24 protein-coding genes and 1 riboswitch are annotated in these 23,777 nt (G+C 64.3%); of the genes, 8 read left to right on the top strand and 16 right to left on the bottom strand.

Annotated elements, in window-relative coordinates:
• Nucleotides 1–2 precede the first annotated feature (2 nt).
• From CAPI_RS09505 to CAPI_RS09465, 9 genes are all read right to left on the bottom strand, one after another.
• Nucleotides 3–962 carry a bile acid:sodium symporter family protein gene (locus tag CAPI_RS09505; protein ID WP_018017202.1) on the bottom strand — a complete coding sequence of 320 codons (960 nt, stop codon included), beginning with the start codon at nt 960–962 and terminating at the stop codon, nt 3–5.
• A 31-nt stretch (nt 963–993) separates the two neighbouring features.
• Nucleotides 994–1,368: a Rieske (2Fe-2S) protein gene (locus CAPI_RS09500; protein ID WP_018017201.1), complete on the bottom strand. Its 375-nt coding sequence runs from the start codon at nt 1,366–1,368 to the stop codon at nt 994–996.
• On the bottom strand, nt 1,365–2,207 hold the full coding sequence (gene trpA / locus CAPI_RS09495; RefSeq protein WP_018017200.1) for a tryptophan synthase subunit alpha: 843 nt from the start codon (nt 2,205–2,207) through the stop codon (nt 1,365–1,367). Before trpA ends, CAPI_RS09500 begins: the two co-directional genes overlap by 4 nt.
• 1 nt (nt 2,208) lies before the next feature.
• The gene (gene trpB / locus CAPI_RS09490; RefSeq protein ID WP_018017199.1) at nt 2,209–3,447 is read right to left on the bottom strand and encodes a tryptophan synthase subunit beta; all 1,239 of its coding nucleotides are present in this window, start codon (nt 3,445–3,447) and stop codon (nt 2,209–2,211) included.
• 12 nt (nt 3,448–3,459) lie between these two features.
• Nucleotides 3,460–4,878 (bottom strand): bifunctional indole-3-glycerol-phosphate synthase TrpC/phosphoribosylanthranilate isomerase TrpF, encoded by a 1,419-nt coding sequence (trpCF, locus tag CAPI_RS09485; protein WP_026157075.1) that lies wholly within the window; start codon nt 4,876–4,878, stop codon nt 3,460–3,462.
• On the bottom strand, nt 4,865–5,893 hold the full coding sequence (gene trpD / locus CAPI_RS09480; protein WP_018017197.1) for an anthranilate phosphoribosyltransferase: 1,029 nt from the start codon (nt 5,891–5,893) through the stop codon (nt 4,865–4,867). The genes trpCF and trpD overlap by 14 nt, the downstream gene beginning before the upstream one ends.
• Nucleotides 5,894–6,514 (bottom strand): glutamine amidotransferase-related protein, encoded by a 621-nt coding sequence (locus CAPI_RS09475; protein WP_018017196.1) that lies wholly within the window; start codon nt 6,512–6,514, stop codon nt 5,894–5,896.
• Nucleotides 6,511–8,058, bottom strand: a complete 1,548-nt coding sequence (locus CAPI_RS09470; protein ID WP_018017195.1) for an anthranilate synthase component 1 — start codon at nt 8,056–8,058, stop codon at nt 6,511–6,513. Before CAPI_RS09470 ends, CAPI_RS09475 begins: the two co-directional genes overlap by 4 nt.
• A 231-nt stretch (nt 8,059–8,289) precedes the next feature.
• Entirely contained in the window at nt 8,290–8,742 is a 453-nt protein-coding gene (locus CAPI_RS09465) for an SdpI family protein (RefSeq protein WP_018017194.1), read from the bottom strand.
• 165 nt (nt 8,743–8,907) lie between these two features.
• Between CAPI_RS09465 and CAPI_RS09460 the strand changes: the two genes are divergently transcribed.
• Complete coding sequence (locus tag CAPI_RS09460; RefSeq protein WP_018017193.1) at nt 8,908–10,131, top strand: dicarboxylate/amino acid:cation symporter; 1,224 nt, start codon at nt 8,908–8,910, stop codon at nt 10,129–10,131.
• A 78-nt stretch (nt 10,132–10,209) separates the two neighbouring features.
• Here the strand turns inward: CAPI_RS09460 and CAPI_RS09455 are convergent, their stop codons facing one another.
• The gene (locus CAPI_RS09455; protein ID WP_018017192.1) at nt 10,210–11,331 is read right to left on the bottom strand and encodes an ABC transporter ATP-binding protein; all 1,122 of its coding nucleotides are present in this window, start codon (nt 11,329–11,331) and stop codon (nt 10,210–10,212) included.
• A gap of 124 nt (nt 11,332–11,455) precedes the next feature.
• On the opposite strand from CAPI_RS09455, the gene CAPI_RS09450 reads away from it, so the two are divergent.
• Nucleotides 11,456–12,883 (top strand): DUF5129 domain-containing protein, encoded by a 1,428-nt coding sequence (locus CAPI_RS09450; RefSeq protein WP_018017191.1) that lies wholly within the window; start codon nt 11,456–11,458, stop codon nt 12,881–12,883.
• Here the strand turns inward: CAPI_RS09450 and CAPI_RS09445 are convergent.
• Nucleotides 12,880–13,737, bottom strand: coding sequence for an alpha/beta fold hydrolase (locus CAPI_RS09445; RefSeq protein ID WP_018017190.1), 858 nt, complete (start codon nt 13,735–13,737; stop codon nt 12,880–12,882). The two genes, CAPI_RS09450 and CAPI_RS09445, sit on opposite strands and share 4 nt — an antisense overlap.
• Nucleotides 13,738–13,761: 24 nt before the next feature.
• Here CAPI_RS09445 and CAPI_RS09440 point away from each other — a divergent pair, with 24 nt between their 5' ends.
• The gene (locus CAPI_RS09440; protein ID WP_156806809.1) at nt 13,762–13,905 is read left to right on the top strand and encodes a hypothetical protein; all 144 of its coding nucleotides are present in this window, start codon (nt 13,762–13,764) and stop codon (nt 13,903–13,905) included.
• Here CAPI_RS09440 and nrdF read toward each other — a convergent pair.
• From nrdF to CAPI_RS09425, 3 genes are read right to left on the bottom strand one after another with little or no spacing between them, the layout of a single operon-like run.
• On the bottom strand, nt 13,902–14,912 hold the full coding sequence (nrdF, locus tag CAPI_RS09435) for a class 1b ribonucleoside-diphosphate reductase subunit beta (protein ID WP_169331515.1): 1,011 nt from the start codon (nt 14,910–14,912) through the stop codon (nt 13,902–13,904). The genes CAPI_RS09440 and nrdF overlap by 4 nt on opposite strands.
• A 5-nt stretch (nt 14,913–14,917) precedes the next feature.
• Nucleotides 14,918–15,325 (bottom strand): class Ib ribonucleoside-diphosphate reductase assembly flavoprotein NrdI, encoded by a 408-nt coding sequence (gene nrdI / locus CAPI_RS09430; protein WP_018017187.1) that lies wholly within the window; start codon nt 15,323–15,325, stop codon nt 14,918–14,920.
• Between the two features lie 56 nt (nt 15,326–15,381).
• Entirely contained in the window at nt 15,382–16,089 is a 708-nt protein-coding gene (locus CAPI_RS09425) for a metal-dependent transcriptional regulator (protein ID WP_018017186.1), read from the bottom strand.
• Nucleotides 16,090–16,187: 98 nt separating this feature from the next.
• Between CAPI_RS09425 and CAPI_RS09420 the strand changes: the two genes are divergently transcribed.
• The 3 genes from CAPI_RS09420 (at nt 16,188) to thiC (ending at nt 20,407) form a co-directional block, all read left to right on the top strand.
• Nucleotides 16,188–17,399: an acyl-CoA dehydrogenase family protein gene (locus tag CAPI_RS09420; protein WP_018017185.1), complete on the top strand. Its 1,212-nt coding sequence runs from the start codon at nt 16,188–16,190 to the stop codon at nt 17,397–17,399.
• Nucleotides 17,400–17,718: 319 nt separating this feature from the next.
• Entirely contained in the window at nt 17,719–18,372 is a 654-nt protein-coding gene (locus CAPI_RS09415; RefSeq protein WP_018017184.1) for an HdeD family acid-resistance protein, read from the top strand.
• Nucleotides 18,373–18,566: 194 nt separating this feature from the next.
• Nucleotides 18,567–18,679: riboswitch (TPP riboswitch) on the top strand.
• A complete protein-coding gene (gene thiC, locus CAPI_RS09410; RefSeq protein WP_018017183.1) occupies nt 18,677–20,407 on the top strand; it encodes a phosphomethylpyrimidine synthase ThiC in 1,731 nt (576 codons plus the stop codon). (Overlaps the previous riboswitch by 3 nt.)
• A 498-nt stretch (nt 20,408–20,905) precedes the next feature.
• On the opposite strand, the gene CAPI_RS09405 is transcribed toward thiC, so the two are convergent.
• Both CAPI_RS09405 and arsB read right to left on the bottom strand, forming a co-directional pair.
• On the bottom strand, nt 20,906–21,331 hold the full coding sequence (locus CAPI_RS09405; RefSeq protein ID WP_026157073.1) for an arsenate-mycothiol transferase ArsC: 426 nt from the start codon (nt 21,329–21,331) through the stop codon (nt 20,906–20,908).
• 3 nt (nt 21,332–21,334) lie between these two features.
• Nucleotides 21,335–22,381 carry an ACR3 family arsenite efflux transporter gene (gene arsB / locus CAPI_RS09400; protein WP_018017181.1) on the bottom strand — a complete coding sequence of 349 codons (1,047 nt, stop codon included), beginning with the start codon at nt 22,379–22,381 and terminating at the stop codon, nt 21,335–21,337.
• Nucleotides 22,382–22,421: 40 nt separating this feature from the next.
• On the opposite strand from arsB, the gene CAPI_RS09395 reads away from it, so the two are divergent.
• Entirely contained in the window at nt 22,422–22,760 is a 339-nt protein-coding gene (locus CAPI_RS09395) for an ArsR/SmtB family transcription factor (protein ID WP_018017180.1), read from the top strand.
• Nucleotides 22,761–23,720, top strand: coding sequence for an FAD-dependent oxidoreductase (locus CAPI_RS09390; RefSeq protein WP_018017179.1), 960 nt, complete (start codon nt 22,761–22,763; stop codon nt 23,718–23,720). It begins immediately after the preceding gene.
• Nucleotides 23,721–23,777 lie beyond the last annotated feature (57 nt).

Raw genomic sequence — 23,777 nt, 5'->3', positions numbered from 1 at the left:
GTCTAGCCGCCCACGCGTGCGTACCGAGCCGCCAGAGAGGAGCACAGAATCAGCTGCGTGAGGTGGTACACCATGAGCGGGACGATGAGGATACCTAACGCTTCCCCGCCGAAGATCACCGAGGCCATCGGCAGACCCGCCGCCAGGGACTTCTGCGTGCCGCACATCTGGATAGCGACGGTGTCCTCGCGTGTGAAGCCCAGCGCCCGTGCGGTGCGCTCGGTGAGGGCAAGCATCCCGGTCACGAGCGCGCAGGAGATCCCGATGACGGCCGCGATCTCCCACGGTGCCACCTGTGAGAAAACCCCGGCCACCACGCCCTGCGAGAAGGCGCTGTAGACCACCAGCCAGATCGACCCGCGGTCCACCACTTTCGTCGCCTTAGCCGCCGCAACGCGAGCGGCCCCGGGAAGGAAGTTGTGCGCCAGCTGGCCCAGCACGAAAGGTAGGAGGAGCTGCAGGCCGATACTGGCGAAGACCCCGCCGCCGATGTGGACGCCCCCTCCCCCGCCCATGAGCATCATGACTAGCAGCGGGGTAGCGAGGACCCCGACGAGGCTGGACACACTCGCCGCAACGACAGCCCCAGGGATGTTCCCCCGCGCAATACCGGTCAGCGCCACAGAGGACTGCACTGTCGAGGGCACCAGCATGGCATAAAGGAGGCCTTGGTACAGCGAGCCCGAGAGGAAGACCGTGGTGGGGCGCAGCGCGAGGCCGATCAGGGGGTATACCACGAAAGTGATCGCCAAGATGGTGAGGTGCAGGCGCCAGTGTGTTAACCCCCGCAGTGCCTCGCGCGTCGACAGGCGCGCACCGTAGAGGAAAAAGAGGAGGGCGATCCCGATCTTCGTTGCCCAGCCGAGGGCGTCGGCGAAAGCGCCCTGGGCGGGTACAAGCAGCGCGAGGATGACCGCTGCGATGATGCCCTGGATAAGGGGGTCTTTGAGGAAGGCTGGCATGCACTCAGTGTACGGAGCGCGCCAGCCAGACCTAGGCGTCCGGATCGCTCGCCTGAACGCGGTCCCCGCTCTCGGCCAGCTGGACCTGCCGCAGGCCGCGCACGGCGGGGCCAGAGACAACCGAGCCGTCTGCGACGTTGAACGTCGAACCGTGGGCGGTGCAGCGCACCTTGTCGTCTTGGACTTGGGTGATCTTGCGGAACTCGTGAGGGCATGTCGACGAGTACGCCACGTACTGCCCCTCGGTGGGCTGGGCGATGATGAAGTCGTCGAGGATCACCGAGCTTCCCACGGGGACTTGTGTTTTGGCCACCTCCGCGGTCGGCTCCGTGCCGCACGCGGCGAGGAAAGCGCCCGCGAAGGTTGTCGCGGTACCAAGCAGGAAGAGGCGTCGTGAACAGGTCATGCTCTGATGGTAGCCTGCTTCATCGTGGCGACGTAGGAGCCCAAAGCGTCCCTCAGCCCGGCCATATCGCTGATTTTACCCGGCTGCGGATGCGAGCCGGTGACGAAGCCGTCGATAATCTTGGTAATGGCCGAACCCGTGATTGCCCCCGCGGCCCCCGCCGCGATCGCGGCGCGCACGTGGGAAGGCTCGGAAATGCCGAAGCCGAGGAGCACCGGCGCTCCTCCGAAACGCTGGATGTTCTGGACCACGTCGCGCAAACCCTCCACGGAGGATTCGCGCTCGGTTCCCGTCACCCCGTCGCGCGAGATGGCGTAGATGTAGCCCTGCGAGGCGGCGGCTACTCCTTTGAGGGTCTCGGCGGAGGCTTTGGCGGGTGCGATGTAGATCGGGTCGATTCCGTTTGCGCGGGCGGCGTCGGAAAAGGGCGCGCCCTCGCGCACGGGGACGTCGGGAAGTAACACGCTGTCAGCCCCGGCCTCGTGCAGGTCGCGGTAAAAATTCTCTACGCCACGCACGTAGGCCACGTTTGCGTAGATGAGCATCCCGATCGGCAGGTCGGGGTACGCCTCGCGGATCACGCGCACTTGAGCCAAAGACTTATCGACGTTCGCCCCGCCGTCTAGGGCGCGAGTGTGGGCCTTCTGGATGGTCGGCCCGTCGGCAACTGGGTCGGAAAAGGGAACGCCGAGCTCGAGCGCGTCCGCGCCTGCGTCGACAATGGCTTGAACGATTTCCAGGGTGTCCTCGGGGGAGGGGTCTCCCAGCATGATGAAAGGAACGAACGCCCCCTCGTTCTTCGCGGCGAGGTTGTCAAAGAGGGTGTCATAGCGGCTCATGTCAGTTTTCCCTTTCGTGCGTCCGCTCGATTGCCCAGTCCGGGTGTTGCTCGATGGTGGCGCGGACGTGGGCGACGTCCTTGTCCCCGCGCCCGGAGAGGGAGACCAGGATGTTCAGCGGTTCGGTGGCTTCGCTGGCCCGCTTGAGTGCGTAGGCCATCGCGTGGGAGGACTCCAGCGCCGGGATGATGCCCTCGTATTTGGAGAGCAGCTGGAAGGCTGCGATTGCGTCTTTGTCGCTCACGGGGACGTAGCGGGCGCGTCCGGTTGCGGCGAGGTGGGCGTGTTCGGGTCCGACGGCTGGGTAGTCGAGCCCGGCGGAGATGGAGTAAGACTCCTCTACCTGTCCATCGTCGTCGCGCATGAGGTAGGACTTCGTGCCGTGGAGGATTCCGATGGTGCCGGCGGCGATGGCGGCGCCGTGCTTGCCGTGGCCGAAACCCTCCCCTCCCGGCTCGGCGCCGATGAGCGCGACGCCCTCGTCGTCAATGAACTCGGCAAACATCCCAATGGCGTTGGAGCCGCCACCGACGCAGGCGACGACTTCGTTCGGAAGCGAGCCCGTCCTTTCAAGCATCTGGGCCCGGGCCTCCTGTGAGATGACGCGGTGGAACTCCTTGACGATTCGCGGGAAGGGGTGCGGTCCGGCAGCGGTGCCCAGCAGATAGTGCGATTCGTGGAACGTGGCGGTCCAGTCCCGCAACGCCTCGTTCACGGCGTCTTTCAGCGTGCCGGACCCGGAGTCAACGCCCACGACCTCCGCACCCATGAGCCTCATGCGGTAGACGTTGGGTTCTTGGCGGGCCATGTCCTCGACGCCCATGTAGATGACGCAGTCGAGGTCAAGCAGTGCGCAGGCAAGTGCCGTCGCCGTTCCGTGCTGCCCGGCGCCCGTCTCGGCGATGATGCGCGTCTTGCCCATCTTCTTGGCCAGCAGGGCCTGGCCGATGACCTGGTTGGTCTTGTGAGCGCCACCGTGGACGAGGTCTTCGCGCTTGAGGAAAATCCGCGCGGGGCTCTCCCCCAGCGGAAGGTTGCGGCACTCGGTCAGCGGGGTCGGCCGGCCGAGGTAGTCGCGCAGCAACGCGCGATACTCCGCCATGAACACCGCGTCCTCCCACGCCTCGACGAACGCCCTCTCGAGCTCGTCGAGCGCCGGCAGCAGTGACTCCGGCACATACTGCCCGCCAAAGTCGCCGTAATAGGCGGGCAACAGCGTGCCCCCGTGGTGGTCTGTCATCTCATCGCCCTTCTAGTAGTGGAAATTCCGTATTGTCTGAAACACATCGCACAGGGCGGCCGCATCTTTCCGGCCAGCCCAGACCCCCGCTCCCGCAGGATATTCCACGCCGGAGTTCACATCTACGCCGGCGCAGCCCACGGCGAGAGCCTGGTGGATGTTTTCCGGGCCTATGCCCCCGGCGAGCAGAGCCCGCGCTTTCACCTGGTTAGGAACCTGCGCCCAGTCGAAGGTCTCGCCCGTGCCGCCGGAACCCGCGTCGAGCACAAGCTTGTCGACGTCCTCCGCCACATCCACCGCCACGTCGACACCCACCGGGTCCGTCATGGACACCGCGCGCCAGACCTCGATCTCCGCCCCAACTTCGTTTCGAACGCGCGCCACGAGGTCGCGCTCCGCCTCAAGGCTGCCTTGGTAGGGCGCGTGGATTTGGACGGCGTGCATACCCGGCAGTGCGACGTCGGCCCAGCCTTCGGTCGCCCGGGATACGGCGACGTACTTCAGACTCGGTTCCCGACGCATGATTTCTAGGGCTGTTTCACGTGAAACATTACGGGGCGACGCACCTTCGAAGATCAGCCCCCCGTACAACGCCCCGGCGGCGCGCGCCGCCTGCGCCGCCGACCAGGAAGTCAACCCGCACACTTTGTTGGTCCCATAAACGAGCGCGCGGGCAGCAGCGTCGACATCGGGCTCTCCGCTGAGCTGGGAGCCAACGAGGAACCCGTCCGAATGACCCCCTAACCGGCGCGTGGTTTCCACGTCGCGGATCCCGGATTCGGCAACGACCACTGCCCCGCTCGGGGCCAGCGGTGCGAGACGACGGGAGCGCTCGAGGTCGATGCTGAGGTCGTGGAGATTGCGGTGATTCACGCCGAAGATTCGCACCCCGAGTTTCGTGGCACGCCGGGCTTCCACCTCGTCGATCACCTCCGTGAGGACGTCCATGCCCAACCGCTCCGCTTCTGCTGAGAGCCGGGCGTAGGTGGGGTCGTCGAGCACACTCAACATCAGGAGGACCGCGTCCGCGCCGAAGTACCGTGCCGCGTGGATCTGCACCTCGTCGACGATGAAGTCTTTGCAAAGGACCGGCAGGTGCGTGGATGCCGCCACGGTGGCCAAGTGGTCGTAATCGCCGCCGAAGCGCTCGGGCTCGCAGAGGACGGAGATGCCGGCGGCGTAGCGCGAGTAAACGCGCGCGATCTCCCCCGGGTTGTAGTCGCTCCGGATCAACCCCAGCGAGGGCGAGGAGGACTTGCACTCCATGATGTATTGCGTACCGGGCCGCGCAAGGTTGTCGTAGAGGGAGCGCGTGGACGGCTCGAGCCGGGCGGGGTCGACGTGTGCGATGCGGCGCCGAATTTCGTCAAGGTGACTAAATCGAGACTGTACAATTCCCTCCAATATCGTCGGTAATTTAGTCACTGTAATCGGCCTCCTCGTGCCGGCGGAGCCACTCGTGAACGGTGCCGTCGTTAAGTACCTGCCGAGCGCGTTCGACCCCCTCGCGCAGCGAGTCGTTCATTCCGCGGAGGTAGAACATCGCGCCGGCGTTCGCAGCGACGGCGTCACGGTGGGCGGCGGGGCCCTCCCCTGCGAAGGTGGCCCGCATCAACCGCGCATTCTCCACTCCGTCACCCCCGCGCAGCTCGTCCAAGGCATACGTGGGTAGACCCAACGATTCCGGTGTGATGGTGTAGTTCAAGATTTCTCCGTCGCGGGTGAGCTCCCAGACCTGGGTTTCGCCATGGACAGCGACCTCGTCTGTGCCAGCACCGTGTACGACTAAAGCTCGACTCCGCCCCAGCTCACTCATCGTCTCCGCGATTATGTGGCCGTACCCAGGATTAGCAATACCCATGATTTGGTATTCCGGTCGTCCTGGGCTCAACAATGGACCCAGCGTGTTGAAGATCGTCGGAACGCCGAGTGCCTTGCGCACGGGTTGTACGTGGGCGATAGCTGGATTGTACGCCGGAGCGAAGAGGAAGGTGAAGTTCGAGCTCTCGAACTGCCGCACTGCGCGGTCTGGGTCGAGGCCCAGTGGGATATTCAGCGCCTCCAAGACGTCCGCGGAACCGGACTTGGAGGAGACGGAGCGGTTCCCGCATTTGATCAACTTCACCCCAGCCGAGGCGGCGGTGAGGGATGCCGCGGTGGAAATGTTGATCGTGTTCGCCCCGTCGCCGCCGGTGCCGGCGGAATCCATGATCCCCTCGCCCGTCACGGGGAACGGCCGTCCGGCGCGCAGGAAAGCCTGGGCCGCACCCGCGATGTCTGCAAACGTCTCACCGCGCGTCCTCACGGTGGCGAGCAACGCTGAGATGTGCACGTCGTCGTAATCCCCCACCGTCAACGGGGTAAACGCCTCAACGGCCTCGTCGAGGGAGGGCGCGGGGTTGTCCAAGAACCGGCGCAGGATTTCAAGCGACTTCTCGCTGGCCATTTACTGCCTACCTTTCTGTACTAAGAGTTCGACGCACCGCTCGAGAATGAGGGGCCCGCCCGGCGTGAGGATGGATTCGGGGTGAAATTGCAGCCCGATGGACATCCCGTCAGCAGACTGCGCGGCCATTACCACGTCCCCGAGGTCGGTTTCGGTACGCGCCAAGGCCGTGAGCTGCGCGGGCAGATCGACGGCGCCTAGCGAGTGGTAGCGCGCCACGGGCACGAGGCGGCCGGGGTGGCCCGGCACGTCGTCGACGCTCAGGCCGGAAAAGAGGGGGCTTGCCAGGCCGACGTCGGAAAGCACCATGCTTATCGACGCCCCATGTACCGGCCCGCACGGTTGCACGCGGCCGCCGAAATGTTCCACGAGGGCCTGGTAGCCGAGGCAGATGCCGAGGATGGGGATGCGGCCCTGGCACGCGCGGATCACTTCCATCATGCAACCCGCGCCCGCCGGGTACCCCGGGCCCGGCGAGAGAACGATGAGGTCAGGGCTGCTGGACAGGACGAGATCGGCCGGTACGGTGTTGCGGTAGACCGTGGTGTCGTAGGCGCGCAGAGCGTCGACGAGGTTGTAGACGAAAGAATCCTGGTTATCGAGGAGAACGATCCCGCTCACTTGACTACCTCCAGCGTGGCGCCCTCGCTCAGCGCGATGGCGTTGAGAACGGCGTAGGCCTTGTGCAACGTCTCGTCGGCCTCGGCCTGTGGGTTGGAGTCCCGCACGACGCCGGCACCCGCCTGGACCGCCGCGACGCCGTTGGCGACGTACGCCGAGCGGATGACAATGCAGGTGTCCATGTCCCCGGTACCGGTGAGGTACCCGACCGCGCCCCCGTAGGAGCCGCGCCGAACACCCTCGAGCTGGCGGATCAGCTCGGTGGCCCGCAGTTTCGGCGCCCCGGTCAGAGTGCCCATGTTCATGCACGCCCGGTACGCGTCCAGGGCGTCGAGGTCCTCGGCGAGCGTGCCCGTGACCCGGGAAACGAGGTGCATGACCCGCGAATAGCGGTCGACCTGGAGGAGTTCCGCCACGCGCCGCGTACCGGGGGCGGCGACGCGCGCGAGGTCATTACGGGCGAGGTCGACAAGCATGGTGTGCTCGGCGACCTCTTTGGTGTCGGTGCGCAGCTGCAGTTCCATGCGCGTGTCGAGCTCGTGGTCGATCGACCCGTCCGGCCGCAGTCCGCGGGGGCGCGTTCCGGCGATGGGGTACAGCTGCACCTCGCGAGTCTCCGCGTTGAACTTCAGGTTTGATTCGGGCGAGGCACCGAACAGCTCGTACTGCTCACCAGTCCGGCTTAGACCCCGCAGGTAAAACATGTACGGCGAGGGGTTGGTGTCGCGGAGGCTCTGGTAGGCGGCGAAGGCATCCCGGCAGTCGGCGGTGAACGTCCGCGCGGGCACGACCTGGTAGATGTCACCGTTGTAGATGTTGGCTTTGAGCTTCTCGACGTCATCGCGGAACCCCTCATCCGTCACACTCGCGGTTACTGTCACGGGGATGGTGCGGGCAACGGCCTCGGCGCGAACCGGCTCGGCGTCGTTGATCTGCTCGGCCAGGGCGGAGAGGTCAGGGGTGGTGCCGTCCAACGCGATGCCCGTGAGGTAGGCCGTGCGGGTTTGGTGGTCCACGCGCAGGAGACGCTCTGCCAGGACGAATTGGTAGTCGGGGTATCCGTTGGCGGACTCGCTTACCTCAGGGAGCTGCTCGAAGGTGGAGAGGTAGTCGAAGGCTATGCCGCCGGCGAGGAAGGGGAAATCCCCCTCGTGGTACCCGGCGTCGGTGGTCAACGCGCGAAGCGCGGCGACGCTAGAGACGGCGGTCAGCCTCTCCCACTCGTCGGCGTCCGCCGGCGGAGCGGGGAACTCGTAGGTGTTCTCCCCCGCCGCGCACGCGGAGAGCTGCTCCCCCAACCTCTCGGCGGCGACCTCCCCGGAGGGGGTGAGTGGTTCTACGGTGACCCGCGGCCCGTTGCAGGTCACGCGCAGTGACGCCGAGAGGACGGCGACCGACTGCAGCCCCGACTTCGTTGTGATGTCAGCGGATTCGAGGAGGACGGAGTCCGGAGCATCCGTTCCACCGAGGTGGGCAAAGAGGCTGGAGGCGTCGGCGTGGTATGTCACGTCGACGCGCTCGACAACCGGGGTGAAGTTCCTCATTCGTACGTCCTTCGGGTGTGTATCTGCACCGAGGGTACGGGGAACAAAAAGACCCGCGGCGCTTGACGGTTCAAGCCGGCGGGCCAATTTTCTTCAGTGGGGGCACGCCGTTTACGCGCGCCACCACCACTGGGGGTTCTCAGCGAGTGTGAGAGTTGCTGAAGTCACGAGGAATACCTTAGCGGGCACGGGTGGGGCCCGCAAGCGTTTTGCACTGTTTCACGTGAAACATCAGTTGCGATCGTCCGCTTTCCCGGCAGCTTTGCGCAGCGCGTCAAGGTTGACCTGCGGTGCTTCGGAAGCGGGTTCCGGGGAAGGCTCGGTGGCGGTCTCCGCGGAGGAAGCGTCGACAAGAGCTGCGGCGCGCGCCCCGAGGTTCCCGGCGGCGGAGAGGGCGACGACGGCTGCGGCCGTGAAGACAACCGGGATGATCCACAGGGCTCCGGAAGCCATGAATGCGAACGCGGACGCGAAGCCGAGGGCGACCCCCGCAAAGATCCATAAGGGGCCGGCCACCCGGTGCGCCTGGTCCCACGTGGACCTATCTTTCCTCACTTCCGGCACCCGCAGGCCGATGAAGGAGTTACCGGGCAGCTTCCCGGCGGTGGCGAGGAGCCCCGGAATGACCGCGACGAGCGCGAAGACAACGAAAAGGATTCCGACGGCGAGATTGGCTGCACTCATGCACCTAGCTTATCCGCCGCGGATCAAGCCGCGAACCGCCCCACACCACGCGATTCACAGCCCCATTCGCTCCCGGTGCCGGACCGCCAGGGACAATAATGCAGCAAAGGCCCCTGTTCGGTGCGCCTTGACCGTACCCCGTAACCCCTAGCGGAAAGGCGTCACATGGCATCACGAATCTTCTCTTCGCTGCTGTTTCGGATTGTCGTAGCCATTGTGCTCGGCATCCTGTGCGGCTTTTTCTTCCCCGAGTGGCTCGCTCGTGTCTTCGTTACGTTCAACGGGCTGTTTTCCAACTTCCTCGGCTTCTTCGTCCCCGTCCTCATCTTCGCCCTCATTACCCCCGCCATCGCGGGGTTGGGCCGCGGCGCCGGGAAGTGGCTTGGTGTCACGGCGGGTATCGCCTACGGCTCCACCATCGTGTCCGGTGCTCTTGCGTGGGCGCTGGCCTCGGTTGTCTACCCCACCCTGTTGGCGGGCCACTCCTTGGTCACCAACGTCGATGACCCCGACGCGGGTGGGCTCAGCGCTTACTTCGAGGTAGAGATGCCCGCGCCCTTCCCCGTGATGGCGGGGCTCCTCCTCGCCTTCGTGGTCGGCTTGGGAATGACCGCGGTGAAGTCGAACACGATGTTCCACTTCTTCTCGGAGTTCGAACAGGTCGTGATGAAGGCCGTCACGGTCTTCGTCATTCCGCTGCTGCCAATCTTCATCTTCGGCACCTTCCTCAACCTCGGGATGAACGACAACCTCGGCTCTACCCTCTCCGCGTTCGGCCGCGTTCTTATCCTCGCGGTTGTGATGACGATGGTGCTGGTCCTCCTGCAGTACATCGTCGCCGGTGCCGTTGCCGGCCGAAACCCGTTCGTCGCCCTGAAGAACATGCTCCCGGCCTACTTCACCGCGCTCGGCACGTCGTCCTCCGCAGCCACGATCCCGGTGACCTACGAGTCGACGCTGAAGAACGACGTCGATGAGAACGTAGCCGGCTTCGTTGTCCCCCTCTGCGCGACGATCCACCTGTCCGGCTCGATGATGAAGATCACGCTCTACGCCTTGGCCGTCGTTTTCATGGCAGACCTGCCCATCAGCGCGGGTCACATCCTGGGCTTCATCCTGCTGCTCGGCATCATGATGGTCGCGGCCCCGGGTGTGCCCGGCGGTGCGATCATGGCCGCGGTCAGCCTGCTTCAGGCGAACCTCGGTTTCGACGACTCCATGATCTCCCTCATGATCGCGGCGTACATCCTCATCGACTCCTTCGGCACCGCCGCCAACGTGACGGGTGACGGCGCAATCGCCCTCGTGGTCAACCGATTCGCGGCCGGGTCCATTGAGGGCCACGAGCTCAAGAAGAGCAAGGAGCTTGACGACGCACCCGCGGCCTAGTCAACCCACGTCGAGAACGGTAGAAGCGCCCCGCGGTCAGAAGTGGCCGGGGGCGCTTTGCGCTTTCGTGGTGGGTATCTAGAGCCGCTCGCGCGTCCTTGCCGAGAACGCGTGCAACCCGCCGTCGACAATTTGCACGTCGATGATGTCACCGGGCTGGACGTTGGGGCGAGGGGGCGTACGGACCACAATGTTGTCGGTGCTGTTGTCCGTGCTGTTGTCTATGGCGCCCTCGGGGACCCATCCCCCGCCGGCGAGCTGGCCGTAGATGTAGGAATCGGAACCAAGCTCCTCCACGAATTCGACCTCGACGGGGATCGAGTGGTCGGCACCCCCGGTGACGATGCGGAGGGACTCGGGCCGGAAACCGAGAATGATTTCGTTCCCGCCGGCGCGCGATACTAGGTCGGGCGACAGCGGAATCGCGGCGGTGCCGAGCCGGGCGGTGGAGCCGTCGATAGTAAAAGTGGCGATGTTCATGGCGGGTGAGCCAATGAATCCGGCGACGAAGACGTTGCGGGGGGTGTCGTAGAGCTCGCGGGGCGTGCCCACCTGTTGGAGCTTGCCGAAGTTGAGCACCGCGATGCGGTCGCCCATGGTCAGCGCTTCCGTTTGGTCGTGGGTGACGTAGAGCGTGGTCACGCCCATGCGGCGCTGCAGGCTGGCGATCTGTGTGCGCGTCTGCACGCGCAGCTTTGCATCGAGGTTGGACAAGGGCTCGTCCATGAGGAAGACCTGCGGGTTGCGCACGATCGCGCGGCCCATCGCGACGCGCTGGCGCTGCCCGCCGGAGAGCGCCTTCGGTTTCCGGTCGAGGTATTCGGTGAGGTCGAGGGTGCGCGCGGCCTCCTCCACCTTCTCGTTGATCTCCGTCTTGCTCATCCCGGCGAGCTTGAGCGCGAAGCCCATGTTCTCGCGGACGGACATGTGCGGGTAGAGCGCGTAGTTCTGGAACACCATGGCGATGTCGCGCTCCTTCGGCTCCGCGTTCGTGACGTCGCGCTCCCCGATCAGGATTCGACCTTCGTTCGTCTCCTCCAGCCCGGCAAGCATCCGCAGGGCGGTCGACTTGCCCGAGCCGGAGGGCCCGACGAGGACGAGGAACTCACCGTCCGCGATATGCAGGTCGAGCTTGTCGACGCTCGGAGAATCCGACCCGGGGTACACGCGCGTGGCATGATCAAACGTAACTGTTGCCATGAAAGCCTCCATCGGCAGGAACGTGCCGAACGATCCGTAGTGAGGGGTGGGTGGGACCCCCTCAACCTACCAGCGGAAACCCGTGTTTCACGTGAAACATTGCCGGAGTCGTTACGGTGGAGCTATGCCTTCACTCGCTCAGATTGCTTCCGTTGCAGCACTCTCCGGCCTTCTAGCGCTTGGCGCGGGCGGCGCCGTCGCCCTCTCCCAGGACCCGCCCATTCAGTCCGATTACACGGTGGCCACGACAGCCGCGCCCAACGTTGTACTCGATGACCCCAACGACGTCCTTTCCTCCGAGGAGGAGCAGCGCGTGCTTGCCGACGCTACCCGGCTCACCGTCCCAAACACGGTCCGCACCGTCCACTACCTCGTTCTGGGGTCGACGCGCGACAACGTTAACGACTCTGTGGAAGAGTTCCTCCGTGCCAACCGGCCCGAGGAAATCGGAGAGGACAAGTTCAGCGACGGCGTGTTGATCCTCGGTGCAGGAACCGATCAACGCAAGGTGTTCGCCTTCGCGGGTGAAGACGTCGCCGACCAGATCCACCTGAGGGAGGGTGAGCGTCTCGAAGAGGTGAACGACGCCATGAAGCCCGGCATGCGCGACAACAACCTCCCCGCGGCCCTCTTTGCCGCCGCGCGAAAGGCCACCGACCCCGAGGAGCTGGCGGAGTATAACTACGACAACGCGACGGGTGAGCGCACGGCCAGCATCCTGGGTACCGGGGGCTTGACCGGCGCGGTCGCTGCAGGGGCTGGCAGCCTGCTGGTGGCCCGGCGGAACAAGCGAGCGCGGGAAATCGCCCAGGCGCGCGAGGACTACGAGCTGGTCACGCGCGAATACGCAGAGCTGGCGGGACGTCTAGACGGGATCGACGTGCGTGCCCACTCCCTCACGTCCGCCTTCGCCGACGCGGAGTTACGCAAGCAATGGGCCGAGGTGCGCGACCGCTTCCTCGGCCTCCACGAGACCGTCTCTGGTGCCAGCGGGATCGGGTCGATCAACATGAGCGACGACAAAGAGGTGTGGCACAACCACGCCCTGCTTGCCGACGCCGCCACGACTGTCCGCCACACCTCCACCGCGGAAGACAACGTCAATCGACTGTTCGGCGTGGAAAATGGTGACGCGGCTGCCCGCCGGTCAGGAATCGCTGATCTCCGCGCCGACGTGCAAGAAGCGATCGTGACAGTAAAGGACAGCGCGTTGCGGGGCGAACTGGAGTCGGTGCGCGAGCGGCTTGACCGGCTCGACCGCAGCCCGGAAAGCCCGACGTTCATGGACGATTTCGTCCGCGTGCTGGCTGACTACCGCATCACCCTCGACGCAGTGAAGAAGCACGAGTTCAGCGACGTGAAGGAGGAGACGAAACTCCAACGGCCGGCACTGTACGAATCGACCTACTTCTACCCCGACGTCGTGCCCTTTGTCGTGCTGAACAGCTGGCACACGTCCAACGTGGAGGCGGCGCAGGCGGCCAGCTCTGGAGGAACCAACACCTCGTTCAGCTCCGGGTTCTCCGGCGCGGGAGGGTCAAGCTCCTACTAAGCCCCGTGCGCCGTTGCAAAGCGGGAGATGGCCGCCGCGAGGTCTCGGGGATGGCTCAACGCGGCCCAGTGACCGCCCGGAACCTGTGTCAGCGTGAAGTCATCCACCCACCGGCGCATTTCCTTAACGAGCGCGGGGTGGACGAAGGAATCCCCGGCGGGTGCAATCGCCTGGACAGGGCAGATCGCCTTCCGCGGATGCGGCTTTAGAATGCGTGGCACAAAATTGGCCCGGTACAGCTTGATGCCGTGGGCGCCGTTGTCAGTCGCGCGCGGGTTGATCGGAATATCCGGGTCGCTCTCCTCCTTGGCCACGCGCTGTTGCCACTTCTCGGCCGAGTAGGATTCCCAGAACTTCTCTGGCAGGAACGGGATGTGGAAAGCTCCGACGTACCAATTGGGCTTGACTACCTTGAGCAGCTGCCGGGGCCGTGAAATCCGCCTGCGAATGACATTAGCAACGGAATCCAGACTTGGCCCAGAGATCGTCGTAAAGGAAAGGATCTTTCCCGCGAAGCGGGCGCCTGTCGCGGATTCCCAGCTTTGAATGGACCCCCAGTCGTGACCGACGAGGTGAAACGGGCGACCTCCTAGAACCTGCTCGCTGACGGCGAGGAGGTCTCCGCTGAGCTGTTCTAGGTTGTAGGCACTCAACGATGCCGGGTGGGCGGACTCCCCTGCCCCTCGGGCATCGTACGTAACGACGTAGAAGTCATCGCTCAGCAGCGGAACAACACGTTCCCAGACGGTGTGATCATCTGGGTAACCGTGCAGGAGCACGAGCGGGGTCTTTTCGGCATCGCCGTGGGTGAAGGCTGCTAGTTCCTCGCCGTCGGTGGAGGTCACGGTCATCATGGAGGGCTCGCTTTCTCTGTGTACTTGGCGCGCGCCAGCCTAGTGGAAGACGCGCCCATCTACAGCTATGACGGGAAGCACCGTTCCCACCTCCACGTCGTTGCGGGCCACCCGCTTGACGACGCTGACCGTGCCCCCTGGCTAACCGCCGTGGAGCGACAGGTTTAGAAGGACCAGTCGGCGTCCTCTGTGGCTTCGGCGCTCCCGATAACGTAGGCGGAGCCCGAACCCGAGAAGAAATCGTGCGTTTCGGAGGAGTCGGGGGTCAGCGCCGCCAGGATATCGGGTTCGACGTCCTCGGCCTCGGCTTCGTAGCGCGCGGGATAGCCGAGGTTCATCAGGGCCTTGTTGGCGTTGTAGTACACGAAGGCCATGACACCGTCGATGAGGTTGAAGCCGGAGTACAAGTCGGAAGAGTACTCGGATTCGAGGCGGAGGAGATCATGGACAAGCGAAAAAGTGAAGTCCTCGAGTTCGGCAGCGCGCTCGGGGTGGGCGGCGAGCCCGCGCTGGAACTTATACCCGGAGTAATACCCGTGGACTGCCTTGTCGCGCAGGATAAGGCGGATCATGTCGGCTGTGTTCATGAGCGTGCCGCGCGCCGAGAAGTGTAGCGGCAGGTAGAAACCCGCATAAAGGAGCAAGGAGGACAGCAGGGTGGAGGCAACTTTTCGTTTGAGGGGGTCGTTGCCGACGTAGTGCTCCATGACCCGGGTGGCGCGAACCTGGAGGCGGGGGTTAGAAACGGCCCACTCGTAGGCTTCGGTGATCTCCTTGGTCGAGCACAGGGTGGAAAAGACCGAGGAGTAGCTACGTGCGTGCACGGCCTGCATGAACGCGATGTTGGCGTAGACGGCCTGCTCGTGCTCGGTGCGGGCGTCGGGGATTTGGCTGATTTCGCCCACGCTTGCCTGCACCGTGTCCAGTAGCGTCAAGCCGGTGAACACGCGCACTGTCAGGGTCTGCTCCGCCTCGCTGAGCTGCGCCCACCCGGACAGGTCGTTCGAAAGCGGGACCTTTTCCGGGAGCCAAAAGTTGCTGGTCAGGCGATGCCAGACTTCGAGGTCTTTGGGGTCTTCTATCAGGTTCCAATTCACGGGCCGCAGTGGGAGTTGCCCGCCCTCGACTCCCCCTGTCCACTCCGGGGGAGTGATGCTGCGGTCGTGGTAGCTCACGCCGTTCATTGGGATACCCCTTCCAGGTTCAAACGAATTTTCTGGCGGATCTTGTCGACATCCGCCTTGGTGCCAAGGAGCTCAAATCGGGCAAGGTCGGGCACGCCGCACTTGCGCGAGATGATCGGGCCGGCGGTGCAAAAAGCGGATCCAAAGTTCGTGTTGCCGGAGGAGATGACGCCTCGCATCAGCTCGCGGTTGTGCGGGTCGTTGAGGAAGCGGATGACTTGCTTCGGAACGGCGTGCCGAAGCGCGCCGCCACCGTAGGTGGGCACGATCAGCACGTAGGGCTCGTGCATGCGGAGCGCTTCGTCCGCGGGCCGCAGGGGGATGCGGAAAGAGTGCATCCCGAGCTTGGCGACGAACCTGTGGGTGTTCTCAGACACCGAGGAGAAATAGACAACAGCACACATGCTGCCTCCCAATCGCTAGTCGCTGGTACGAATAATCTAGTTCGTACCTACGAATACTAGGTGAGGGGCGTGCCGGGTGCCAACCCTGCTGCATGCACGAGGACCACGAGGACGCTGCGTGCTGAGTCATGTGCAAGGACGGCCTCGCGGGCGTCCTCAAGGCTCAGGCTAACGGCGTGGGTAGTGGTGCCGCGGTCGTTTACCTGCCCGCGGGCCCCGGGGACGATGCCGAGGTTGGCAAAGTGGTTCAACAGCCCGGGCTGACGGTCGCGGACGCGGGCGACTCGAAACTGCGCGCCCGCGGGCAATGACAGGAGGGGGACATCCGATGTGGGGGGAATCGTCCCGTCTGAGCGTGGAATGGGGTCTCCATGGGGGTCGCGTTCCGGATAACCGAGCGCGGCGTCAATGCGTCCAAGAAACAAATCCGAGGCACCGTGTTCGAGCCGCTCGGCATCGTCGTGAATCTCCTCCCAGGAATACCCGAGCGCGTGGCTGAGAAAGGACTCGATTAGGCGGTGGCGTCGCACCATCCGCACCGCAAGGTCCCTGCCCAGCGGGGTAAGCGCCACCCCGCCTTGCCGTGAGTGCTCTACTAGGCCCTGTTTGCTGAGCCGGCGCACGTGCTCGGAAACCGTTGACCGGCTCAGCCCGAGGTAGTCCGCCAGGGCGGAGGGCGTCATGGACTCGGTGTGCCACTCCCCGAATGTGTAAATCGACTTCAGGTAGTTCTGCGCGCTGTCGGACAGGGCATCGAGGTCCATGAGGCGAAAGTGTAATAGCTCCAGCACGCGCGACGGGTCGCCGTACTTAAATGGGAGACGGAAGCTTTGCCTCAGAATCCTCACGAAGGAGTACGCCCATGAGCGACGCATCAGACTTGATTGACTTCGACAGCCTGCTTAGCCAGGACGAGACCGCGTGGCGGGATGGTGTTCGCGAGTTCGTCGAAGCCGAGATTAAACCGCGCGTGGGCCAGTGGTATGAGGACGCGTACGTGCCGCTCGAACTGATCCCGGAGTTCGCAAAGCGGGGCATGATCGGTGCCCACCTGAGCGGTTACGGCTGTCCGGGGCGTTCCGCCGTCGATTATGGGCTTGCCATGCTCGAAGTCGAGGCGGCCGATTCGGGCCTGCGTACGATCTTGTCGGTCCTTGGATCCCTCGCGATGACCGCGATATATAAGCACGGATCCGAGGAGCAGAAGCGCGAATACCTGCCCAGGATGGCGGCGGGCGAGTTGCTCGGTGCCTTCGGGCTGACGGAGCCCAGGGCGGGTTCAGACCCGGCCTCCATGACCACCCGCGCGGCATACTCACCCAAGGCCGGCTGGGTTCTCAACGGCGAAAAGCGGTGGATCGGTTTGGCCCACCTCGCGGACATCACCGTGATCTGGGCGAAAGTCAGCACGGCGGACCTCGAAGCCGCGGGGTTCGACGCACCGCAGGGCCGCGAGGAAACCATCGCCGGATTCCTCGTGCCTAAGGGTACGCCCGGCTTCACGGCCACACCCATTGAGAAGAAGCTCTCCATGCGAGTGTCGACGCAATCGCACATCACGCTTGTCGACGCCACCGTCCCCCATGCCAACATCCTTCCCGCCACCTTTGGCCTGAAAGCGCCACTGACTTGCCTGAATGAAGCCCGCTACGGGATCGGGTGGGGCGTGCTCGGCGCCGCCCGCGATTCACTCGAGCAGGCCTTGGCCTACGCTGGGGAACGCACGCAATTCGGCCGGCCGATCACCGGGTTCCAGCTGACTCAGAAGAAGCTCGTTGACATGGCGGCCGGATTGAACCAGGGGTACCTACTTGCTCTGCACGTGGGGCGCCACAAGGACGCGGATACCTTGGACATCAGTCAGATCTCGCTGGCCAAGCTGCAAAACACCCGCACGGCAATTGATATCTGCCGAGAGGCGCGCACCATTTTCGGAGGCAATGGCATTATCCACGACTACTCCCCTATCCGGCACGCCGCGAATCTCGAGTCGGTGCGCACCTACGAGGGCACCGACGAGATGCACACGCTCATCCTGGGGCAGAAGATGACGGGGATTTCGGCATTTAGTTAGAGAACCGGAAGGTACCCTGAAACTTCGCGAGCATCGCGGTGTCAGGTGGGGGGAGCAAAGTAGAGCAACGTGGGGGTTTTGCCGGTGTAAGGGTGCGGTTTTTGCACTTTGCTCTACTCCCCCAGACTCGGGTTTTCTGGCTTCAACGCCGTACTGCAGAACGTCCGGGAACTGCCCTACTGGCTACAAACTGTGAGATACCTGTAATCGCAGTAGCGATTATTATGTGGGGGGCTGCGGGGCGCGTCGTTTCGGCGGGTCAGCAGCTGCACTAGGGCGCTTACGCGGCTCCCTTTAACACATCTTAGAAAGGTTCATGATGTCGACCCCTTCTGCTACTCCCCCGCCAAACCAGTCGTTTTACCAGCGGCGCGTCTCGGATGCCCAGCATTCTCTGAAGGTTCTGGGCAATGTCAGCGTCGCTTGGCTTATCTTCCGCGGCGTGATTGCGCTGCTGTTTGGCATTCTCGTTCTCGCTTCCCCGCTTTCGGCTACCGTTGCCCTGCCCCCGGTGGTGGGCATTCTGTTCTCTCTCTGGCTGATTTTCGGTGGCATCGCCCAGATCGTTTTTGCGTTCCGTGAACGCGATGTCGTGTCTGGCTGGGGATGGGACGCCTTCTTCGGTGTTCTCGAGCTTATTATCGGTATTCTCCTCTTCTTTGTTCCAATCGAGACTGGGATCTTCCTCGTTCTGTTTTCGCTCTGGGTCATGGCGTTCGTCGTTATTTTCCGAGCAATTCCCATGTTCAGCTCCGGCAACGGGTGGCTAATCTTCTTGGGCATCGTCAATATGATTTTCGGTGTTCTGATGGTTTACTTCGTCATTGCTCGGCCGGGCGAGAGCCTTGTCGCGGCGGTACTTGTTGCAGGCATATGGGGAGTTGTGTCGGGTGTACTCAGCTTCGCTCTGGCATGGCAGGTTAACCGAGTACGCAACGACCTCGAAGCTGCTGCAGCCGAGACGGGCATGTAACGTCGTCGCCCACAAAACTCCACGTCGAAGGTTGAGCAGCTTCATCAGGGGGGTGCGCGACGCGGGGCAGTCTGCCGGACTAGAAGGTCCTGCCCGCCGCCTGCGCGGCGACGGTGTCGGGTGACCTGAGACCACACCTTCGTGGAAACCCGCTTCCCACATCCCTTACCTGCAACCGCTAAACTAATTCCTCACACCGTACCCACGGGTGCCCGGCGGAACCGGGCTGAGATGGCGCTGATACCGCGCCAGTACCGTTTGAACCTGTCTGGTTAGCACCAGCGAAGGAAGTGAGGAAGGGCTCATGCAGCCAACCCAGCGCGAAATCCACCCGAAGCACTCCTACGCCCCCATCAGGCACAATGGCCTGGAGGTGCCGGAGACCGAGATTCGCCTCGACGACTCCCCTACCGGCCCTAACGAGCCGTTCCGCATTTACCGCACGCGCGGGCCCGAGTGCGACCCCGCCGAGGGGCTTGATCCTCTCCGGGCGGGGTGGATTCGGGAGCGAGGGGACGTCGAGAAGTATGAGGGCAGGGAGCGCACCTTGCGTAGCGACGGCCGCGCGGCCGAGCGCCGCGGAGCCGCCTCCCTTGAGTGGAAAGGCCAGGTCCGCGAGCCGCTGCGCGCGAAGCCGGGTAAGCGCGTGACGCAGATGCACTACGCGCGCCGCGGCGAGATCACCCCCGAGATGGAGTTCGTGGCGCTGCGCGAGCACTGCGACCCGGAGTTCGTGCGCAGCGAGGTGGCGCGGGGCCGCGCGATCATCCCGAACAACATCAACCACCCCGAGTCGGAACCGATGATTATCGGGCGAAAGTTCCTGACCAAGATCAACGCGAACATCGGCAATTCGGCGGTGACCTCCTCGATTGAGGAGGAAGTGTCGAAGCTGCGCTGGGCCACGCGCTGGGGCGCGGACACGGTGATGGACCTGTCCACCGGCCAGGACATCACGACCACGCGCGAGTGGATCCTGCGCAACGCTCCGGTGCCCATCGGCACCGTGCCTATCTACCAGGCGCTCGAGAAGGTCGACGGCATCGCTGAGGAGCTCACCTGGGAAATTTTCCGAGACACGGTCATCGAGCAGTGCGAGCAGGGCGTGGACTACATGACCGTCCACGCCGGCGTTCTCCTCCCCTACGTGCCGCTGACCGCGGGCCGCGTGACGGGCATCGTCAGCCGCGGCGGGTCGATCATGGCCGCGTGGTGCCTTGCGCATCACAAGGAGAGCTTCCTGTACGAGAACTTCGACGAGCTCTGCGAGATCTTCGCCTCCTACGACGTTGCATTTTCGCTTGGCGACGGCCTCCGCCCCGGTTCCCTCGCCGATGCCAATGACACGGCGCAGTTCGCGGAGTTGAAGACGATCGGGAAGCTGACGCGCCAAGCGTGGGAGTACGACGTGCAAGTCATGGTCGAGGGCCCCGGCCACGTGCCGCTGAACATGGTCCAGGTGAACAACGAGCTTGAGCAGGACTGGGCGGGTGACGCGCCCTTCTACACGCTCGGTCCCTTGGTTACCGACATCGCGCCGGGTTACGACCACATCACCTCCGCCATCGGTGCCGCCCACATCGCGATGGGCGGCACCGCCATGCTCTGCTACGTCACCCCGAAGGAGCACCTGGGCCTGCCGAATCGCGACGACGTGAAGACCGGCGTGATCACCTACAAGATCGCCGCCCACGCCGCCGACGTGGCCAAGGGCCACCCCGGGGCCCGTGCCTGGGACGATGCGATGAGCAAGGCGCGCTTCGAGTTCCGGTGGAACGACCAGTTCGCCCTCTCCTTGGACCCGGACACCGCGCAGGCATACCACGACGAGACCCTACCCGCCGAGCCCGCCAAGACCGCCCACTTCTGCTCCATGTGCGGCCCGAAGTTCTGCTCCATGCGCATCAGCCAGGACATTCGCGACACGTTCCCGGAACAGTTGGGCATGCCCACTGTTCGCGACGCCCAGGCTGGCGAGGCCCTCATGGCCGCCGAGTTCCACGCGCGGGGTGGGGAGATTTACGTGCGGGAGTAGGGTGCGGGGCGTGCAGGTGACATCGTCGCCCCTAGACTCCGGCCGCATGGGAGTCACCCCCATGTTCGCATCGCTTTCCGACGCCACCGCCGCCCACCTCATCTGGTGCACCGGCTTCTGCCCCGTTCTGGTTCGACAAAGGGCGGTGGAGGGTGTCGTCCGACCCGAAAATGTTTCACGTGAAACATCGAGCTGGCGCGAGATCGCTATTCGCTACGGGAGAGGCTGCCCAATCGCGGCGTCAGGCACTTCCGCCATTGTGGTTGGGGCACTGCCAGCTGCCCAACGAGAACACCCACAACCGCCCCAGGAACAACCGTTGGCGGTGCGTATCGCGGCCATTGTGAGCGTGGCGTGTTTAGTGGCGGTGGTGCTTGGGCGGAAGCGAGATCGCCGCCCAGATTCGGCGCCTCAGTGAAGCTCCCCGATGCTTCACTGAACGGATCTGACCCTTCAGTGAACGAAAAATCGCCTCAGTGAAGCATTTGTAATGCAGCGTCAGCGCTCCTCCTCAGGAACCAGCTCCCGAAGAAGCCCGCGCACCCGCACATCAATGTCATCGCGAATCAGCCGCATCCGCTCCATGCCCTCGATGCCACGGAGGGACGGCTCGTCGGTGACCCAGCGCTCAAACGTGCCACGGGCATCGGAGGGCATAGTCAGCTGGGCGTTTGAACCAAGAATGACCACGCGGTCAACGCTTCGAAGCAGGTCTGGATCGACGGGCTTGGGATAGTCGCGGGTCATGTCGGCGCCTACCTCCGCCACAGCTGCGGCAGACTCCGCATTCATTCCAGAGCCCGGCCGAGTTCCCGCAGAATAAACGTCTAGCGAGCTACCGGCGTATTTAGTAGCCAGGGCCGCGGCCATGCGGGACTTTCCGCGATTACTTACGCAGACGAAGAGAACGGAGGGGGTGGCCATGGTTCAGCGCCTTTCGGGAAGAGTCGGGTCATTACGGAAGAGTCGGGGTCCGAGGGCCAGCATCGTGTAAACCAGCCCAACCAGCACAGGTATCTCAATCATCGGGCCGATAGTGCCGGCCAGCGCCTCACCCGAGGTCGCGCCAAACGTCCCGATGGCCACTGCAATGGCGAGTTCAAAGTTGTTACCGGCCGCCGTGAACGACACCGCGGCGGACTGGGCGTAGTTCATGCCCACCGCCTTCGATACCGCCAGGGACAGGGTAAACATGCCGACGAAGTAACACAGCAGGGGTGCTGCCATGCGAACGACAGCCCACGGCTGGGACGTGATCTGGTTTCCTTGCAGCGAAAACAGCAGCACCACCGTGTAAAGCAACCCGATCAGCGCCAAGGGCGAGATTCGGGGCAGGTAGACCGACTCGTACCAATCCCGACCGCGCAGCCTCTCCCCCACCACACGCGACAGCGCCCCGGCGACAAGCGGGATGCCCAAGAAAACCAGCACCGATGTCACAATCGCGCGGAGCGAGAAGCTAGCGGAAGCGGTAGGTAACCCCAGCCACGATGGGAGCACCTGCAGGTAAAACCACCCAAGCACCCCGAACATCAGAACTTGAAAAAGCGAGTTGATGGCCACGAGTACCGCGGTTGCTTCCCGGTCAGCGCAAGACATGTCCGTCCACACCAGCACCATGGCGATGCACCGCGCCAACCCAACGATGATGAGGCCTGTGCGCAGCTCGGGGGCGTCGGGAAGAAAAGCCCATGCCAATGCGAACATGACCGCCGGCCCGACTAGCCAGTTGAGCACGAGAGAAACGACCATCAGGCGTTTGTCTGCGACAATCTCGCGGGTTTTGTCGTAACGCACTTTGGCCAGCGGCGGGTACATCATGACCAGCAGGCCGAGCGCAATGGGCAGGGAGACGCTGCCCACTTTCATCGTGTCGAGGGCCGGGGCAAGGCCAGGTAGAGCGCGTCCGAGTAGGAGCCCCGCCACCATCGCGAGCAGGATCCACAGTGGCAGGAAGCGGACGAGGAATGACATGGCATCCTTTCATATCGATGTACGTCGATATAATAGGCGCATGCGCGCGCAATCGCTTCTCGACGCCCCCAGCTGCTGCTCCCTCAACACCGGCCCCCTGACCGACACCGACGCGGATCACTACGCCGCGCTGTTCAAGGTCCTCGCTCAACCCGTGCGCCTGCAGATCCTTTCCCACCTCGCGGCGGGCGGCTGCGGCCCCGTCACTGTCAACGAGCTGACCGATAAACTGGGCCTGAGCCAGCCCACGGTTTCCCACCACCTCAAAAAGCTCACCGAGGCCGGCCTGCTCACCCGCGAGCAACGCGGCCGCAGCGTCGTCCACACGGTACGGGTCGAGCCCTTCGCCGAGCTGCGAGGAATCCTGGAGATCGGCTAGATGCTTTACGACGCAACCGTCATCGGCGGCGGCCAGTCCGGCCTCGCCACGGCGTACTACCTGCGCAAATCCGGCGTGAACTACGTCGTCCTCGACGACCAGCCCGCGCCGGGCGGCGCCTGGCGCCACGCCTGGCCGTCCATGACTCTCTTCTCTACCTCCGGCTTCTCCAACCTCCCCGGCTGGCCCATGCCCTACCACGAGGGTTTCCCGCCCGCCCGGCACGTCGTGGAGTACCTCACGGCCTATGAGCAGCGCTACAACATCCCCGTCGAGCGCCCCGTGCACGTCGACTCCGTGATCCGCGACGACGGGGCCTTCCACGTGCGCGCCGGAGGCCGCACCTGGACCGCCCGAACCATCGTCGCAGCCACCGGCACGTGGTCCGCCCCCTTCGTCCCCTACTACCCCGGCACGTTCACGGGCCGGCAGTGGCACTCCGCTTACTACCCCGGCCCCGAGCCGTTTCGTGGGTCCACGGTCGCGGTCGTCGGCGGGGCCAACTCGGGCGCCCAGATCGCGGCGGAGCTCACCTCAGTTGCCGACGTCACCTGGTACACCCGCGGCGAACCCCGCTGGATGCCCGATGACGTCGACGGGCGCGTCCTCTTCCGCCGCAACCGTGACCGTGCGATCGCCGTCGCCCGCGGTGAGGCCGACCCGGGTACCGACTCCTCCCTCGGCGACATCGTCGCTCTCCCCACCGTGCGCGAGGCCCGAGACTCCGGTCGTCTGAAGGCCACCCCCATGTTCGCATCGCTTTCCAACGTCACCACCGCCCACCTCATCTGGTGCACCGGCTTTCGCCCCGCCCTGGGCCCTGTGCGTTCCGTGCTCCACGAGCCCGGGGTGTTTCTCGTCGGCTACGGAGACCGGGTGGGCCCCGGAGCTGCGACGATTACCGGTGTCGGGCCGTATGCGAAGCGGGCGGCGGAGGGGGTTGTTACCGCTACCCGTTGATCTGCCTGTCCAAGCACGCTGCTGGCGTCTACGTGCTCAACCCCCGGCATTGTCTCC

It is taken from the genome of Corynebacterium capitovis DSM 44611, from assembly GCF_030440535.1.
In the GTDB taxonomy this organism is placed as follows: domain Bacteria; phylum Actinomycetota; class Actinomycetes; order Mycobacteriales; family Mycobacteriaceae; genus Corynebacterium; species Corynebacterium capitovis.
The sequence above is the reverse complement of the archived record's forward strand: the minus strand, read 5'-3'. Positions and strand labels throughout refer to the sequence as shown.

Bases quoted from the DNA above. Each gene is read 5' to 3' on its own strand.
- CAPI_RS09505 (WP_018017202.1), bottom strand. From the start codon at position 962: ATGCCAGCCTTCCTCAAAGACCCCCTTATCCAGGGCATCATCGCAGCG.
- CAPI_RS09500 (WP_018017201.1), bottom strand. From the start codon at position 1,368: ATGACCTGTTCACGACGCCTCTTCCTGCTTGGTACCGCGACAACCTTC.
- trpA (WP_018017200.1), bottom strand. From the start codon at position 2,207: ATGAGCCGCTATGACACCCTCTTTGACAACCTCGCCGCGAAGAACGAG.
- trpB (WP_018017199.1), bottom strand. From the start codon at position 3,447: ATGACAGACCACCACGGGGGCACGCTGTTGCCCGCCTATTACGGCGAC.
- trpD (WP_018017197.1), bottom strand. From the start codon at position 5,893: ATGGCCAGCGAGAAGTCGCTTGAAATCCTGCGCCGGTTCTTGGACAAC.
- CAPI_RS09470 (WP_018017195.1), bottom strand. From the start codon at position 8,058: ATGAGGAACTTCACCCCGGTTGTCGAGCGCGTCGACGTGACATACCAC.
- CAPI_RS09465 (WP_018017194.1), bottom strand. From the start codon at position 8,742: ATGAGTGCAGCCAATCTCGCCGTCGGAATCCTTTTCGTTGTCTTCGCG.
- CAPI_RS09460 (WP_018017193.1), top strand. From the start codon at position 8,908: ATGGCATCACGAATCTTCTCTTCGCTGCTGTTTCGGATTGTCGTAGCC.
- CAPI_RS09455 (WP_018017192.1), bottom strand. From the start codon at position 11,331: ATGGCAACAGTTACGTTTGATCATGCCACGCGCGTGTACCCCGGGTCG.
- CAPI_RS09450 (WP_018017191.1), top strand. From the start codon at position 11,456: ATGCCTTCACTCGCTCAGATTGCTTCCGTTGCAGCACTCTCCGGCCTT.
- CAPI_RS09445 (WP_018017190.1), bottom strand. From the start codon at position 13,737: ATGATGACCGTGACCTCCACCGACGGCGAGGAACTAGCAGCCTTCACC.
- nrdI (WP_018017187.1), bottom strand. From the start codon at position 15,325: ATGTGTGCTGTTGTCTATTTCTCCTCGGTGTCTGAGAACACCCACAGG.
- CAPI_RS09425 (WP_018017186.1), bottom strand. From the start codon at position 16,089: ATGGACCTCGATGCCCTGTCCGACAGCGCGCAGAACTACCTGAAGTCG.
- CAPI_RS09420 (WP_018017185.1), top strand. From the start codon at position 16,188: ATGAGCGACGCATCAGACTTGATTGACTTCGACAGCCTGCTTAGCCAG.
- CAPI_RS09415 (WP_018017184.1), top strand. From the start codon at position 17,719: ATGTCGACCCCTTCTGCTACTCCCCCGCCAAACCAGTCGTTTTACCAG.
- thiC (WP_018017183.1), top strand. From the start codon at position 18,677: ATGCAGCCAACCCAGCGCGAAATCCACCCGAAGCACTCCTACGCCCCC.
- CAPI_RS09405 (WP_026157073.1), bottom strand. From the start codon at position 21,331: ATGGCCACCCCCTCCGTTCTCTTCGTCTGCGTAAGTAATCGCGGAAAG.
- arsB (WP_018017181.1), bottom strand. From the start codon at position 22,381: ATGTCATTCCTCGTCCGCTTCCTGCCACTGTGGATCCTGCTCGCGATG.
- CAPI_RS09395 (WP_018017180.1), top strand. From the start codon at position 22,422: ATGCGCGCGCAATCGCTTCTCGACGCCCCCAGCTGCTGCTCCCTCAAC.
- CAPI_RS09390 (WP_018017179.1), top strand. From the start codon at position 22,761: ATGCTTTACGACGCAACCGTCATCGGCGGCGGCCAGTCCGGCCTCGCC.